The organism is Thalassovita aquimarina (assembly GCF_018219815.1).
GTDB classification, from domain to species: Bacteria; Pseudomonadota; Alphaproteobacteria; order Rhodobacterales; family Rhodobacteraceae; genus Thalassobius; species Thalassobius aquimarinus.
Window position 1 is genome coordinate 74,322 of record NZ_JADMKU010000018.1, and the last position, 15,499, is coordinate 89,820.

The 15,499-nt window shown below is 63.9% G+C and carries 13 protein-coding genes and 1 pseudogene; 9 read left to right on the forward strand and 5 right to left on the reverse strand.

The genetic code is table 11. The features are described from left to right. Nucleotides 1–9 precede the first annotated feature (9 nt). Genes IT775_RS16895 through lpdA form a run of 5 tightly spaced genes read left to right on the forward strand, consistent with a single transcriptional unit; the run spans nt 10 to nt 6,030 of the window. Entirely contained in the window at nt 10–1,005 is a 996-nt protein-coding gene (locus IT775_RS16895; protein WP_212702408.1) for an alpha-ketoacid dehydrogenase subunit beta, read from the forward strand. Then, the gene (locus IT775_RS16900) at nt 995–2,305 is read left to right on the forward strand and encodes a biotin/lipoyl-containing protein (protein WP_212702409.1); all 1,311 of its coding nucleotides are present in this window, start codon (nt 995–997) and stop codon (nt 2,303–2,305) included. Before IT775_RS16895 ends, IT775_RS16900 begins: the two co-directional genes overlap by 11 nt. Before the next feature lie 15 nt (nt 2,306–2,320). Then, on the forward strand, nt 2,321–3,751 hold the full coding sequence (locus IT775_RS16905; protein ID WP_212702410.1) for an NAD-dependent succinate-semialdehyde dehydrogenase: 1,431 nt from the start codon (nt 2,321–2,323) through the stop codon (nt 3,749–3,751). Nucleotides 3,752–3,761: 10 nt separating this feature from the next. After that, on the forward strand, nt 3,762–4,640 hold the full coding sequence (locus tag IT775_RS16910) for a 2-oxo acid dehydrogenase subunit E2 (RefSeq protein ID WP_212702411.1): 879 nt from the start codon (nt 3,762–3,764) through the stop codon (nt 4,638–4,640). A gap of 10 nt (nt 4,641–4,650) precedes the next feature. Next, the gene (gene lpdA / locus IT775_RS16915) at nt 4,651–6,030 is read left to right on the forward strand and encodes a dihydrolipoyl dehydrogenase (protein WP_212702412.1); all 1,380 of its coding nucleotides are present in this window, start codon (nt 4,651–4,653) and stop codon (nt 6,028–6,030) included. 383 nt (nt 6,031–6,413) lie between these two features. Here lpdA and IT775_RS16920 read toward each other — a convergent pair whose 3' ends face one another. From IT775_RS16920 to IT775_RS16930, 3 genes are read right to left on the reverse strand one after another with little or no spacing between them, the layout of a single operon-like run. After that, nucleotides 6,414–7,457: an ABC transporter substrate-binding protein gene (locus IT775_RS16920; RefSeq protein ID WP_212702413.1), complete on the reverse strand. Its 1,044-nt coding sequence runs from the start codon at nt 7,455–7,457 to the stop codon at nt 6,414–6,416. Continuing rightward, on the reverse strand, nt 7,454–8,806 hold the full coding sequence (locus IT775_RS16925) for a sensor histidine kinase (protein WP_343231156.1): 1,353 nt from the start codon (nt 8,804–8,806) through the stop codon (nt 7,454–7,456). Before IT775_RS16925 ends, IT775_RS16920 begins: the two co-directional genes overlap by 4 nt. Before the next feature lie 46 nt (nt 8,807–8,852). Then, nucleotides 8,853–9,524: a response regulator transcription factor gene (locus IT775_RS16930; RefSeq protein ID WP_212702415.1), complete on the reverse strand. Its 672-nt coding sequence runs from the start codon at nt 9,522–9,524 to the stop codon at nt 8,853–8,855. 183 nt (nt 9,525–9,707) lie between these two features. Between IT775_RS16930 and IT775_RS16935 the strand changes: the two genes are divergently transcribed. From IT775_RS16935 to IT775_RS16945, 3 genes are all read left to right on the forward strand, one after another. Then, nucleotides 9,708–10,697 carry a Bug family tripartite tricarboxylate transporter substrate binding protein gene (locus IT775_RS16935; protein WP_212702416.1) on the forward strand — a complete coding sequence of 330 codons (990 nt, stop codon included), beginning with the start codon at nt 9,708–9,710 and terminating at the stop codon, nt 10,695–10,697. A gap of 93 nt (nt 10,698–10,790) precedes the next feature. Then, nucleotides 10,791–11,222, forward strand: coding sequence for a tripartite tricarboxylate transporter TctB family protein (locus IT775_RS16940; RefSeq protein WP_212702417.1), 432 nt, complete (start codon nt 10,791–10,793; stop codon nt 11,220–11,222). Nucleotides 11,223–11,233: 11 nt separating this feature from the next. Further along, a complete protein-coding gene (locus IT775_RS16945) occupies nt 11,234–12,772 on the forward strand; it encodes a tripartite tricarboxylate transporter permease (RefSeq protein WP_212702418.1) in 1,539 nt (512 codons plus the stop codon). A gap of 277 nt (nt 12,773–13,049) precedes the next feature. On the opposite strand, the gene IT775_RS16950 is transcribed toward IT775_RS16945, so the two are convergent. Beyond that, on the reverse strand, nt 13,050–13,541 hold the full coding sequence (locus IT775_RS16950) for a deoxycytidylate deaminase (RefSeq protein ID WP_212702419.1): 492 nt from the start codon (nt 13,539–13,541) through the stop codon (nt 13,050–13,052). Nucleotides 13,542–13,545: 4 nt separating this feature from the next. Then, the gene (locus IT775_RS16955; protein WP_212702420.1) at nt 13,546–14,982 is read right to left on the reverse strand and encodes an aldehyde dehydrogenase family protein; all 1,437 of its coding nucleotides are present in this window, start codon (nt 14,980–14,982) and stop codon (nt 13,546–13,548) included. A gap of 164 nt (nt 14,983–15,146) precedes the next feature. Between IT775_RS16955 and IT775_RS16960 the strand changes: the two are divergent. Then, a pseudogene (locus tag IT775_RS16960) lies at nt 15,147–15,416 on the forward strand (transposase); the annotation flags it as partial. Between the last annotated feature and the right edge of the window lie 83 nt (nt 15,417–15,499).

The window sequence follows — 15,499 nt, forward strand, 5'->3', positions numbered from 1 at the left end:
GACAGACCAATGAGAGAGATTACCCTTTCGCAGGCCGTGAACGAAGCTCTGGCCGAGGAAATGCGCCGCGATGAAACCGTGTTCATCATCGGCGAAGACGTGGCCGAGGCCGGCACGCCCTTCAAGGTGCTCAGCGGCCTGGTCGAAGAATTCGGCACCGGTCGCGTCGTCGATACGCCGATCGCCGAACCGGGCTTCATGGGGCTGGCCGTGGGCGCCGCCATGACCGGCACGCGCCCGGTGGTGGACCTGATGTTCGGCGATTTCATCTATCTGGTGATGGATCAGCTCTGCAACCAGGCGGCCAAGACCCATTACATGTCCGGCGGCAAGCTGAACGTGCCGCTGGTGCTGCGCACCAATCTCGGCGCGACACGCCGCTCGGCGGCGCAGCATTCGCAATCGCTGCACGCCCTGGTGGCACATATCCCGGGGCTGAAGGTCGCCCTGCCCTCCTCGGCCTATGAGGCGAAGGGACTGATGAAGACCGCGATCCGCGACAACAACCCGGTGGTGATCTTCGAAGACAAGCTGATGTACAACGACAAGGCGCCGGTGCCAGAAGAGGAATTCTTGATCCCCTTCGGCGAGGCCAACATCAAGCGCGAGGGCAGCGACATCACCCTGATCGGGACCTCGTCCATGGTGCAGGTCTGCGAGGCGGCCGCCGACATCCTGGAAAAGGAAGGCATCTCGGCCGAGGTCATCGATCCGCGCACCATCGTGCCGCTGGATGAAGAAGCGCTCCTGAAATCGGCGAAGAAGACCTCACGCGTGATCGTGGTGGACGAAGGCCATCAGAGCTATGGCATCACCGGCGAAATTGCCGGCCGGATCAACGAAAAGGCTTTCTATCACCTCGATGCGCCGGTGCTGCGGATGGGGGCAATGGATGTGCCGGTACCGTTCACCCCGGCGCTGGAGGACCTGACCGTACCCACCCCCGAGACGGTTGCGGAAAACGCGCGCAGGCTCATGAGCGGGGAGATGATCCATGCCGCATGATGTGATCATGCCAGCGCTCGGCATGGCGCAGGACACCGGCCATATCGTCGCCTGGCACAAAAACCCGGGTGATGCGGTGACCGAAGGCGACGTGCTGTTCGAGGTGGAAACCGACAAGGCGACGATGGAGGTCGAGGCGCAGACCACCGGTTTCCTGACCGACGTCGCCGCCGAGGCCGGGACCGACGTACCAGTGGGCCAGGTGATCGCGCTGATCTCGGATACCCCCGAGGGATCTGGTGGGATGCCGGATCTGCACGACACCCCCGAAGAAATCGTCGCGTCCCCCGAACCGTCGGCGATTGCGGGGCAACAAGTGATCATGCCCGCGCTTGGCATGGCGCAGGATACCGGCCTCATCGTCGCGTGGCACAAGGCGCCGGGCGATGCCGTGGCTGCAAGCGACATCCTGTTCGAGGTGGAAACCGACAAATCGACCATGGAGGTCGAGGCCGGGCATGACGGTTTCATCGCCGCGTTGCTGGCCGAGGCAGGTGAAGAAGCCCCGGTCGGCGAGGCCATTGCAGTGATTTCGGCCGACAAACCAGAAGCACCGGTGCAGTTGAGCCGCCAGGCACAATCCGCCGCATCCGGTTCGGCCGCGCCGTCCAAGGCGGCGCCGAAACCCGTTGCCGCGCCGCCCCCGGAAAAACCGACGCGGCAGGAGAAACCGGCGGTGGTGTCCGACACCGGGCGCATTCTCGCTTCGCCCAAGGCGCGCCGTCTGGCACTGGAACAGGGGTTGGACCTGACCCGTCTGGTCAAAGCCGGTCATCCGCAGCCTTACCATGTCAGTGATCTGGACGTTCTGAAATCCCTGCCCGATGACACGCCAACCGCCGTGCAGGCCGCAGCCGCACGCCACCTTGTCGCCGAGCTTCCGACCGAAGGGTTCACCGCTTTCACCGCTTGGGCGGCCGAAACGGCGGGCTTGAACGACAGCAGCGCCCTGCTCGCCGGGTTGGCCGCTGCCAGCCTTGACCTCGCCACCGCAACGGTTGCGGTGGAAGCCTTTGGCGAGACGCGGATTTACACGGTACCCGCCGGCCCCTTCGGCGCGATTGCCGAGGCCGATCCCGAGGCGCGCCCCGATCTGCAGGTGCGCGACCTGCGTTGCAGCCGCATCACGACGGTACAGCTTGGCGCCGAAGCCTGCCCCGTTCTGTCGGTTGCGGTATCGGGCGCAGGGCTGCGCCTGACCTTGGAATGCGCGGCTCCCCAACTGTCCGCCTCCGAGGCCGTCACCCTTCTTTCCAATTTCGCAGGCCGGATGGAGCAGCCGCTCCGCCACCTGCTCTGAGCCATGGAGCATGACATGGAATACACTGATCTTTATATCAACGGCCAATGGTGCAAAGGCGCGGACGGCGCGCGGTTCGACGTTCTCAATCCGGCGACCGAAAAGGTCCTTGCCTCGGTCGCATCGGCCGAAATCGCCGATGCCGATGCCGCGCTGGATGCCGCAGAGGCGGCGATGGCCGATTGGGCCGCACGCAGCCCGCGCGAACGTTCCGAAGTGCTGCGCAAGGCATGGGAACTGATGACCTCGCGGCTCGACGAATTCGCGCACCTGATCACGCTGGAAAACGGCAAGGCGCGCGCCGACGCGATCGGAGAAGCAACCTATGCCGCCGAATTCTTCCGCTGGTTCGCCGAAGAAGCGGTGCGCGCTGACGGGCTGATCACCCATGCGCCGTCCTCGGGCGCGCGCATCATGGTGCAGCACAAACCGGCCGGTCTGGCCGTTCTGGTCACCCCGTGGAATTACCCCGCCGCGATGGGCACCCGCAAGATCGCCCCGGCTCTGGCCGCCGGCTGCGCGGTGATCATCAAGCCGGCTTCGGAAACCCCGCTGACCATGCTGGCGCTGATGCCGCTCTTGGAAGAGGCCGGCGTGCCGCCGGGGCTGGTCAACGTGTTGCCGTCGAAACGCACCGGCGCTTTGGTCGATCACATGCTGCACGATCCGCGCGTGCGGGTGGTGTCCTTCACCGGGTCCACCGGTGTGGGCCGCAAGCTTCTGCATTCGGCCGCCGACCAGGTGCTGAAACCGGCGATGGAACTGGGCGGAAACGCGCCGCTTCTGGTCTTCGAAGACGCCGATCTCGATGCCGCGGTCGAGGGCACGATGCTGGCCAAGATGCGCAACCTGGGCGAAGCCTGCACCGCCGCCAACCGGATCTACGTGCACGAAAACGTGGCCGGGGAATTCACCCGCCGCCTGTCGGACGCAATGGCGGCGCTGAAAGTCGGGGACGGCACCGATCCGAGCGTCGACGTCGGACCGCTGGTCAATGCGGACACCCGCGACAAGGTCGCCGCCTTCGTCGCCGACGCAGTGGCCAAGGGCGCGCAAGTCGAGACCGGCGGCCAGATACCGGAAGGCACGGGCTTCTTCTATCCTCCCACGGTTCTGTCGAACGTGCCGGAGACCGCCGATTGCGTGCATGACGAAATCTTCGGCCCGGTCGCGGCGATCCAGACCTTCACCGATCAGGACGACGTGATCGCCCGCGCCAACGACACCGAATACGGGCTGGTCGCCTATGTCTTTTCCGAAGACATGAAGCGTGCGCTGCAGGTCTGCGAACGGCTCGACTACGGCATGGTCGGCCTGAACCGCGGCCTGGTCAGCGACCCGGCCGCGCCCTTCGGTGGAACCAAGCAATCCGGCCTGGGCCGCGAAGGCGGACATGAAGGCATGCTCGAGTTCATGGAAACCCAGTATATTTCGGCCAGCTGGTGAGGGGGAGATCATGAGCGACGTCATCGCACCGCCCTCGGTCCGGGCCCTAGCCCGTGAAAAGGGCATCGACCTGGCAAAACTGGCCCGGGACCTGGGCCGCAGCACCATCGCACGTGAGGATCTGGAAGGCGGCAGATCCGTCACCGGCCCCGCCGGCGACACGTCCTACTGGGACGTCGATCACAGCCAATACGGCCCGGTGAGCGAGGAACCGATGAGCCGGTTTGCCCAGGTGGCCGCCGCCAACCTGGCCGCGGCAACCGCGCTGATCCCGCAGGTCACCCATCACGATCGCGCGGATGTCACCGCCATCGAGGCGCTGCGCAAGGAACTGAAGCCCGAAGCGCAGGCCCGTGGCGTCAAGCTCACCGCGCTGGCCTTCCACGTGAAGGCGCTGGCCCGTGCCCTGCGCGAGTTTCCCCGCTTCAACGCATCGCTGACACCGGACGGCAAGACGCTGGTGCTCAAGGACTACGTCCATATCGGCATCGCCGTGGACACCGCGCACGGGCTGATGGTGCCGGTGATCCGCGATGCCGACCGCAAAGGCCTGTGGCAGATCGCTGCCGAGATCGCCGACCTGGCCAGCCGCGCACAGGCGCGCAAGATCGGCCCGGACGAAATGGGCGGCGCCTCGATGAGCATCTCCAACCTCGGTGGCATCGGCGGCATCGGTTTCACCCCGATCGTCAATCCGCCCGAACTGGCGATCCTGGGCATAACGCGCACCGAAACCGTGACCGTCTGGGAGGGCGACACGCCCCGGCCGGTGCCGATGGTGCCGCTGGATCTGTCCTACGATCACCGGGTCATCAACGGTGCCGACGCCGCGCGCTTCATGACCTATCTGGCCGGCGTGTTGGCAGATCCCCGACGGATGATGGTCTGAGGAGGCTCACATGGCTGAAAAACACGCCGAATTCATCGTGCTGGGGGCTGGCCCCGGCGGCTATGCCTGCGCCTTCCGCGCCGCCGATCTCGGCTGCAAGGTGGTGCTTGTCGATCCGCGCGCCACTTTGGGCGGGGTCTGCCTGAACGAAGGCTGCATACCCTCCAAGGCGCTGCTGCATGCGGCCGAGGTGATCCGGGAAGCCGGCGAAATCTCGGATTGGGGCATTGCGCTTGGCAAGCCCAAGATCGATCTCGACGCACTGCGCGCAAGAAAGGAAGGGATCGTCGAACATCTGACCGGCGGCCTGAACGGGCTGGCAACGCGGCGCAAGGTCGAGGTGATACGCGGCACCGCGAAATTCACCGGACCGAGGTCGATCGACATCGACGGCGAAAACTGGGCCTTCGACCAGGCTGTGATCGCGGTTGGATCGTCGCCGGTTCAATTGCCCGGCTGGCCCGAGGACGAACGGATCTGGGACAGCACCGCGGCGTTGGACCTACGCGAGGTGCCGAAACGCCTGGCAATCGTCGGCGGCGGCATCATCGGGCTGGAAATGGCCACGGTCTATTCGGCCCTGGGCAGCCAGGTCACGGTGGTCGAGTTCATGGATCAGATCGCCCCCGGCGCCGATTCCGAAGCGGTGCGTATCCTGCATGCGGCGCTGACCGACCAAGGCATCACGATCCACACCTCGACCAAGGTCGCCGAGGTCAAAGCGACCAAGCCCGCTCTGGTTTTACGCTGTGAAGGCGCGTTCGAGGGCAACATCAAGGCCGATGCGGTCATTCAGGCGGTCGGCCGGCGCGCCAACGGCCCCAAGGTCGCCCCGCAGGCGGCGGGCGTGGAGATGGACGCGCGCGGTATCATTGCAGTCGACCGTGCCTGCCGCACCAATGCGGACGGCATCTTTGCGATTGGCGACGTCACCGGCAACCCGATGCTGGCGCACCGCGCCACACATCAGGGCCATGTCGCGGCCGAGGTCGCCTCGGGCCACGCCGCCGCATTGGATACCGACCTGATCCCCTCGGTGGCCTATACCAGCCCGGAATTGGCGTGGGCCGGGCTCACCCAGCTTCAGGCGAAAGAACAGGGCATAGCGCACAAGGTCGCCAGCTTCCCTTGGGCCGCCAGCGGGCGCAACCTGTCTTCGGGCGGCGGCGACGGGCTGACCAAGCTGGTCTACTGCCCCGAAACCCACCGGCTGCTTGGCGCGACGCTGATCGGCTCCAACGCGGGCGAATTGCTGGCCGAATGCGTACTGGCGATGGAAATGGGCGCAACGCTGGAAGACATCGCCCTGACCGTACACGCCCATCCGACCGTCTCGGAGACAGTGGCCTTCTCCGCCGAGAGAGCGCTCGGCACGCTGACGGATCTATGACCTGAAAACGTGGGGGGGGGTAGACAGACCTGCCTGGTCGGACCGCACGGTTCACTGGCGCCAGACCGTGAAGGTGGGCCACCTCGGAACCTGCGGCTTTCATATCCGCAAATGGCGTTTCGGGTGGCCGGGCCGCTGCGGCAAAGCAATGAACGGTGCGATCGAGATTGAGGCTGGCATTGCTGCGCCACCACCTCAACGAACACGCTTCCCGATTGCATCCGTGGGTTTCCCGCGCACGACAAACTTGCCTCGGGAGGCGACTCTTATTGCACTGTAATGTAGTGGCTTTCATTGGTTGCGGGGACAGGGTTTGGACACCGTTCGATCCCTACTGGTTGCCTCCCAGGGTAAAGAACATACTGATGCCCCCCGTGCGTCCTTTACGGGATATTGTATATTTCGAACGCTTTGTCCCACAGCGAGAACATCCGTTCGCGCTTGTTCCGGTCCAGCGCCACAAGCAACGCCGGCGAAATGGCAATGACACGGCGCGCACTTGGCAACAGCCCGCTTTCGGACGGATCTTTTGCCGTCACCAACCCGATATTGGAAAGTATGCGCTGCGCTTCGGCCGAAAGCAGGAAATCGAGGAGGCGCCCCGCCTCGTCCTTGTGGCGGGCGTTCTTCGGGATCATGAAACCGCGGGACAGTATGAGCGTGTAATCCTCGGGCAGGATCACGCCGACCGCCGGGTTCAGGTCGCTCTCAACATAGGAACCCAGAACGTTGTAAGCGATCAGAAAGCGCCCCTCGGCCACGCCGCGGATGATGTCGGCGGAACAACAGGTAGCAATCGCTTCGACACGGGCAAAAGCTTCGAGCATCGCGCCGAAGGTAGTCGCTTCGTGACTGTCGCTATGTGCGAACAGATAGCCAAGCCCCGAGGCATCGATATCATATGTCGCGATCTTGCCGCGCAGGAACTCGGGCTTTGTCCGCATAAGGTCGAGCAGGGCAAAGCGGTCTTGCGGCGCGTCGGCGTCCCCGATCGCCTTCTTGTTATAGATGATGACCGCGGGCTCCTCGGTGATCCCCCAAAGCTCATCCCGCCAACGCCGTGTGAGCGGCAAGGCCGAGGTCGCGGGGGATTGATAGGACCCCGCGCAGGCAGCGTTCACAAGCCAGACCATATGATGAACCGCAGAGGAAAACACGGCATCTGCCGGTGCCGCCGAACCATCGCAGGCATCCCGGCTGTTGGCGAAAAGATCGTTCGACCCCCATTGTTCATACGAGACCGACAGATCGGTATTTTCTGCGACGAACCGTTCCATGACAGGGCGTATGATCGTGATATCAGCCGTCGACCGTAACGTGATCCGGGTTGCGCCGTCCCCGAACAGCGCGACAGCCTCCTGCGCTGCGACACGCAGGGGCATGAGTGAAATCAGCAAAAGCGCGACAAGCTGAACAACCCCATTCATTTCCGGCCCTCCCCCCTGTCCGAAACGGATGGCAGCAACAGCGAGACCCGGAAACCATCCTGCTTGGTCTCCATTTCCACCCGGCCGCCGAAGGCGGAGGCAACGGCATCGACGATCGAAAGGCCCAGGCCCGTGCTGTCTTCGCGCGACCTGTCGCTGCGCTCGAAGCGCTGGCCAAGACGCGAGGAGACCTCGGGTTTCGGGCCAGGTCCGGCGTCCTGCACCCAAAGGGCGGCCTCACCGTTACTCATCTCCGTTCCGATCGCGACGGGCGGGACACCGTGTTTCAGCGCGTTGACGAAGAGGTTCTTGGCCGCTTGTCCGAGCGAAAATTCGTCCGCCATGACCATCACCGGTTCCTCGCCGATGATCAGCCGGACCTCGGCCTCGGGGGCGAGCAGTTCATGATCGCGGTTTTCGACAATGTCGAGGGCCACTTCCCGAAGATCCAGCGGGCGGCGCGGGGCACTGTCGGTGCGGTGTATGACAAGCGCGCGCGACAAGAGTTGGTCAAGCAAGCCGCCAAGGGAACGGGTGCGCGTCAGAAGCCGCGCCAGCGTCCGCTCGCGCGCGACCTCGTCCTCCTGCTCGACGATCGTTTCGGCCTGTACGCGGATCGCCGCGACCGGTGTGCGCAACTGGTGCGCGGTGTCGGAAATCAGATTGCGCATCGCGTCGAGCTGGCGCTCCAGGCGCTGCATGAAGCGGTTCATCGCGTCGAGCATCACCTGCAGTTCGCGCGGCAGCCCGTCCGTCGGCATCGGGGTGAGATCGTAGGGATCACGTTTGAGAAGATCTGCCGACAACGCTTCGAGCGGGCGCACGGCCGAGCGGATTACAAAATAGGCGATCACCAGAAGGGCAATACCGGCCAGTGCGACCGGGACCAAGGCATCGATCATCAAGTTCAACGCCATTGATTTCCTTGCTCTCAGGGTTTGCCCAACCGTGACGATGACTTCGCCCGAGAAATCCCTCTCGGCAAATCGGCGCGTCACCTGAACGAAACGCGCCGCTTCCTCTTGAAGCTGTGCATCGTGAAAAACGGGGTCGATCCTGTGCGACGCTTCAAAGGCTGCGACGGTCGTGTTCTCGAGCCCGGTAATAAGCTCACCATTCGGGTCCCGAACGGAATAGTAGATGCGATCATCCGGTGCCTGCGCCAGAAGTTCGAACGCCGAAACCGGCAAATCCACGAAGGGTCTGCCATCAAGAATGCGGATCGATTCAGCGATATCGCTCGCCGCGCCCAGCAGCACCCGGTCATAGGCTTGCCTCGCCGCCTGCCTGCCGTTGTACCAGGTGGACCCCGCGACCAGCACACCGCCCAGGATCAGCAGCAGGAACACCGCCCTCAGGACCCCCGTCGCAAGGCTCCGTGTCGCGCTACGCCGCTCAGCCATCGAGGCCGATCTTGTAACCGACGCCACGCTGGGTAGAGATCGTGACCGCGCTGCCCGCGAGTTTCTTGCGCAGTCGCGCGATATAAAGCTCGATCGCGTTCAGCCCCACATCGGCGTCGTTGAACGTGAACAGCGAATCATAAAGCCGCGTCTTGGTCACATATTGCCCTTGATGGCGGATCAATACATTGAGCAGCGCCGCCTCGCGCCGGGTCAGGTCCAGACGCTGACCGTCCAGAACGGCGCTCTGACTGGCCGGAGAATAGGTCAGCGGCCCCAGCACGACCTGATCGCTTTTCTGTTCGGCGTCGCGGCGGACGAGCGCCCTGATCCGGGCTTCGAGTTCGCGCTGGTCGAACGGTTTGACGAGGTAGTCATCCGCCCCGAGATCCAGCGCGCTAACCCTGTCGTCCACCGAGATGAGCGCCGTAAGCATAAGGACCGGCGTCCGGTCCCCCGCTGCGCGGATGTCGCGCAGAAAGCTGCGCCCGGACCCGTCGGGCAGGTTTATATCGAGAACGATGGCGTCGTAGTCCTGCACGGCGAAAAAATCCCGTGCAGCCTGCAGGCAATCGGCCAGATCGCAGGCGATACCCGACTGCGCCAGACGCATGACGATGCCTTCCGCCAGATCGGCCGTATCCTCCACCACGAGTACGCGCATGGCGGCATTGCTCCTCCCCCGGATCCGTACCTAGCTGTCAGCGTGACAGGTTCGTGACAGCTTCTCCCGTTAGGAATGATTCTTAACCCGCAACATGGGGCGCTGCAAATTGCAGTCAGAGGATGCGGGGATTTCCGGCGGTGCGCTGAAAACGGCAGTGCCGTCAATCAAGAGGAGGAACAAATGATCTTCACTGCAACCCGCGGCCTTGTTGCTGCGGCCGTTCTGGGCGTTTCGGCCCTTGCTGCCAGCGCACAAGACTTCACCCCCGAAAATCCCGAATGCATCGCCCCCGCCAATCCCGGCGGCGGCTGGGATTTCACCTGTCGCCAGGTCGGCAAATCGCTGCAGGACCTCAAGCTGATCGACAAGACGATGCAGGTCGTCAACCTCGCCGGCGGCGGTGGCGGCGTGGCCTTTGCCGAAGTGGTCAACAAGCGAGGCGACGACAACGACCTGATCGTGGCTGCCTCGTCGGCCACCGCAACGCGCCTGGCACAGGGCGCCTATCCGGGCAACACCATGGACCAGGTGCGCTGGCTTGCCGCCATCGGCGCCGACTACGGCGTGATCGCCGTCGCCGCCGACAGCGAGATCGAAACGCTGCCGCAGCTTCTGGAGCAGATCAAGTCGGATCCGCGCTCGGTTTCCGTTGCGGGCGGCTCGGCAGTTGGTGGCTGGGACCATCTCAAGGTTCTGATCGCCGCCAACGCCTATGGCATCGAAGACGTGCGCACGGTGAAATACATCGCCTTCGACGGCGGTGGCGAGGCGGTGACCCAGCTTCTGTCGGGTTCGGTTCAGGCTTTCACCGGTGATATTTCCGAGGCGAAGGGCTTCGTCGACAGCGGCGACATCAAGGTGATCGCCGTGCTGTCCCCCGATCGTCTGCCGGGCGAGTTCGCCAAGTTCCCGACCGCGCAGGAACAGGGCGTCGACGCGATCGGCGCGAACTGGCGCGGATTCTATGCCCCGGGCGACATGTCGGACGCAGCCTATGACGCCTGGGTGTCGAAGATCGGCGATCTCTATGGCTCAAGCGAATGGAAAGAGGTTATGGCGGCCAACGGGCTAGCGCCGCTCGACCTGCAGGGCAAAGCGTTCGAAGACTTCGTGTCGAACTCGGTTGCCCAAATCCAAGGGATTTCGCGCGAAATCGGCATCATCAAGTAAGGATGCCCCGGTGCCGGGCCGATCGCCCGGCGCCATTCCCGCTGCGGTTCCGCAGCCTCGTTTTCATCAATCCAACCGTCGAAGGAGTGCGCCATGAGCGATCGCATCTTCGGCCTGTTCGGTGTCCTGCTTGCTATCGGATTCGCGCTGTCTGCACTCGCGATCGAGGAAAGCTTCCTCTCCGATGCCGTGGGCCCGAAGGCCTTTCCTATCATCATCGCCGCAGTGCTGGGCGTATCGGGCGCGGTGATCGCGCTGCGCCCCGACCCCGAACCGGTCTGGCCTGCGCTTGGCCGCCTGGCCGAGATCGCCGCAGCCGTCGTCGTCATGATCTTCTATGCCGAATTGCTGCCGGTCATGGGGTTCGTAATAGCCACCGCCGTCGCCGCCACCTATCTCACCTGGCGGCTGGGTTCGGCCCCGGTCGAGGCGATCCTCGTGGGCGTCGGTTCGTCGCTTGGCATCTATGTCATTTTCCACCTGGTGCTGGGGCTGTCGCTGGCCCGTGGCCCGTGGGGCTTCTGAGGAGAACTGTCATGGAAATCCTGTCCTCGCTTGGCGACGGCTTTGCCATCGCACTCACCTGGCAGAACCTGTTTCTGGCGCTGCTCGGCTGCTTCCTGGGAACGATCATGGGGGCCCTGCCCGGTCTCGGACCGTCGAACGGCGTGGCGATCCTTATCCCGCTGGCCTTCACCATGGGGCTGGGCGCGACGCCTTCGCTGATCCTTCTGACCTCGGTCTATTACGGGGCGATGTACGGCGGGCGGATTTCGTCGATCCTTCTCAACATCCCGGGCGACGAACCCGCAATGATGACCTGTCTCGATGGCCATCCCATGGCCAAGAAGGGCATGGCAGGAGAAGCGCTTTCGCTGTCCGGCATCGCATCCTTCGTCGGTGCCTTCCTGGCCACTTGGGGGCTCATCCTGCTGGCGCCGCAGCTTGTGAAAATCGCGCTGCTTTTCGGCCCGGCGGAATATTTCGCCCTCTTCGCGCTTGCCTTCATGACGCTGGGCGGGGTGTCGTCGACCAATCAGGCAAAGTCGGCCTTCGCTGCCGCCCTTGGCCTTGGCCTGGCGATGATCGGGGTCGACACCCAAACCGGGGTTCCGCGCTTCACCTTCGGCGAGGTGCATCTTTATGACGGGCTCGACTTCCTGGTCGCGATCGTCGGACTGTTCGCGCTGTCCGAGGTCTTCATTTTCCTCGAACACCGTCATGGCAGCTCGGACGCAGAGGGTCGAAAGCTTTCGATCGGGCGGCTCTATCCGCCGGCGTCTATGATCAAGGCATGCACGCCGACCATGCTGCGCACCTCCTTGCTGGGCTTCATTGCAGGGGTTCTGCCGGGCGCCGGCGCCTCGCTGGGGTCTTTCATCTCCTATTCGATGGAAAAACGACTGGTGGACAGCGAAAACACCTTCGGCACCGGCGACCCGCGCGGCGTTGCCGCGCCGGAGGCGGGCAACAACGCGGCCGCGGGCGGTGCGCTGGTGCCGATGCTGGCCCTCGGCGTGCCCGGTTCCGGTACCACGGCGGTGCTTCTGGCGGTATTGCTGTCGCTCAACATCACGCCCGGGCCTTTGCTGTTCACGCAGAACCCGGATGTGGTCTGGGGCCTGATCGCGGCGCTGTTCATCGCCAATTTCATGCTGCTGGCGATGAATATTCCGATGGTGGGCCTGTTCACCCGAATTCTGATGGTGCCGTCGCGCATCCTGATGCCGATCGTGGCGATGGTGAGCTTCGTCGGCATCTACGGCATCTCCGGTTCCAGTTTCGATTTGCTGGTCATGATCGGCTTCGGCGTCATGGGCTGGGGGCTGCGCAAGCTCGACGTGCCGCTGGTGCCGATCATCCTCGGAACGCTGCTGGGCAATTCAATGGAAAACAACCTGCGCCGCGCGATCACCATCGACAACGGCGACTGGTGGACGCTGATCGACAGCTCGCTTTCGATTGCTCTCTGGGCCATCGCCATAATCGGTTTCGTGCTGCCGCTGCTCATTGGCCGCAAGGTCAAATCGCGAATGCACGAACGCCGTGACGAAGAAGGTGCCATCAGCGATTGATCGCCACGATACCGCCTTCTGCGCTTATCCACGGATGTGGTGGTGTTTGACCCGTCGGTGGTTGACACCTGCCACGACCGCGTTTCAGGACTCGGCCGGGCCCAGGCATCATACTGGTGCGAGAGCATGATGCTCCGATCCCAATGACGATGGGGCACTCCGGCGGGGATGGGCGGAAGGCGGCCGTTCACACCTTCAATCCCCGAGAACCGGTCAACGGATCAAGCCGCCATCCGGTGAAATCGGGGTTCGCGATCTGCCAGGAGTGCAGCCTATGTCAGTGCAGAATGTGTGGCGAATGCTCGGCAAGATCCCGCAGGGTTTCCCACCGTATTCCGGCCTCCCGCAGCATGATTTCCGAGACGTTGAAACTGTGATCTAGCGCCCCGTCAAATGAGGGTTTGGGCGGCGAACAGACCCTTGTAATACCGCTTTGGATGATCGCCCTTGCGCAATCGGCACAGGGGAACCGGTTCACATAGAAGCTGCATCCCGCAACCGGCACCCCCATGCGCGCGGCGTTGTAGAGCGCGTTGCGTTCGGCATGTTCGAACCAGAAGAATTTTTCGCCGCTTGGCCTGTCGAACCGCGTCTCGTCTTTCCCGCGCACGCCGCGCGGCAGCCCGTTATAGCCGCTCGCACGGATTTCCTGGCCGGGGCCGACGATGACCGCCCCGACTTGGAAATCTCGGTCTTCGCTCCAGCCGGCGATATGATCGCACAGCCCGAGGAAGCGCCGGTCCCACTTCGCCTGTTTCACAGGGTCCATGGCATCAGCCCGCAAAGACGTAGGAGGTCTTCACCGTGGTGTAGAACTCGGCGGCATAGCGCCCCTGCTCACGCGGACCGAAGGAAGACCCTTTGCGGCCCCCGAAGGGCACGTGGTAATCGACCCCGGCGGTAGGCAGGTTGACCATCACCATGCCCGCTTGGGCCCGGCGCCGGAAATCCCGCGCCGCCTTGAGGCTGCTGGTGCAGATACCGGCCGACAGGCCGAATTCGGTGTCGTTGGCCACCGCAAGCGCTTCGTCGAAATCCGCGACCTTGATGACGGATCCGCAGGGGCCGAAGATTTCCTCGCGGTTGATCCGCATCCCGTTCGTGGTGCCCAAGAAAAGCGCAGGCGCTTGGTAGAACCCCTCCTTCGTCAGCTCCAACCTTTCGCCTCCGATCACCTCCCGCACCTCGTCGTGGGCAAGCGCCACGTAGTCGAGGTTGGATTGCAGCTGCCTGCCGTCCACCACCGGGCCGATCTGGGTCGCCGGGTCGAGCGCATCGCCCACGGTCAGCGCCCGCATCTGGCGGGTCAGTTCCGCGACGAAGGCATCGTGAATCCCCTCGGTCACGATCAGCCGCGACGAGGCGGTGCAGCGCTGGCCGGTGCTGAAGAAGGTCCCGTTCAGGCAGGCGGGCACCGCGACCGACAGATCGGCATCGTCCAGCACTACCATCGGGTTCTTGCCACCCATTTCCAGCTGCACCTTCTTGCGCAGCCGCCCGCAGGTTTCGGCGATATGCTGCCCGGTGGTGGCCGATCCGGTGAAGGACACCGCGTCGATGCCCGGATGGGATACGATCGCCTCCCCCACGCTGGCCCCGCGCCCCATCACCAGATTGAAGACACCGGCAGGGCAACCGCTGTCGTGCAGGATTTCGGCGATCACATGAGCGCAGCCCGGGGTCAGTTCCGCCGGTTTCATAACCACGCAATTGCCGTAGGCCAGCGCCGGGGCGATCTTCCAGGCCGGGATGGCGATGGGAAAGTTCCAGGGCGTGATCAGCCCGACGACGCCGACCGGCTCTCGCGTGATCTCGACGTCGATGTCCGGGCGTACGGACGGGGTGAGCTCGCCCGTCTGGCGCAACGCCTCGCCCGCGAAGAACTTGAACACCTGGGCCGCGCGCATGGTTTCGCCGATACCCTCGGCCAGCGTCTTGCCTTCCTCGCGCGACAGCAGACGGCCGATCTCTTCCGCCCGCTCGGCGAGGGCGCGACCCGTCTTTTCAAGAAGGTCGTGACGCGCCTGCGGCGTGGCGGCGGCCCATCCTGCCCGGGCGGCGCGCGCGGCGGCGACGGCATCGTCCACCGCGGCGGCATCACCGTGGGAATAAAGGCCGATGACGTCGGTGATGTCGGACGGGTTGAGATTTTCCTGATTGTTCCCATGGCTCACCCATTGCCCGGCGATCAGGTTGTCATGCTTTCTCAATTGATGTTCCTCAAGAAGTTTTCTCTTCCCGCTCCAGCGCGGGGATATCGATTGTTTCAAGCGCCGCCCTGCCCACGGGCTGCAGCGGCAGGAAGGGCGGCAGCACGTTGGTCTTCCCCCACTGAAATGGTCCGCCGTTATGTTTAAGGAAATGGAGGACCAGAATGGCTAGGAAACGGCACAAGCCAGAAGAGATTGTTACGAAGCTGCGGCAGGTTGAGGTGCTTGTCGGACAGGGCGCGACACGCGTGGATGCGATCCGCGAGGTTCGTATCACCGAGCAGACCTTTTACCGCTGGCGCAAGCAGTATGGCGGTATGGGAACCGACCAACTCAGGGAGCTGAAGCGCCTCCAGAAGAAGAACGAACGGCCGAGAAAGGCCGTGTCGGACCTGACGCTGGACAAGCTGATCCTGGCAGAGGCCGCAAAGGGAGTGAGAGCCGTCTCGGAAACGGTCCAGTGGACCGTTTCAGGCCGGAACGGGCGGAGCCCCTGAGCCCCGCTCGCCGCCGTGCT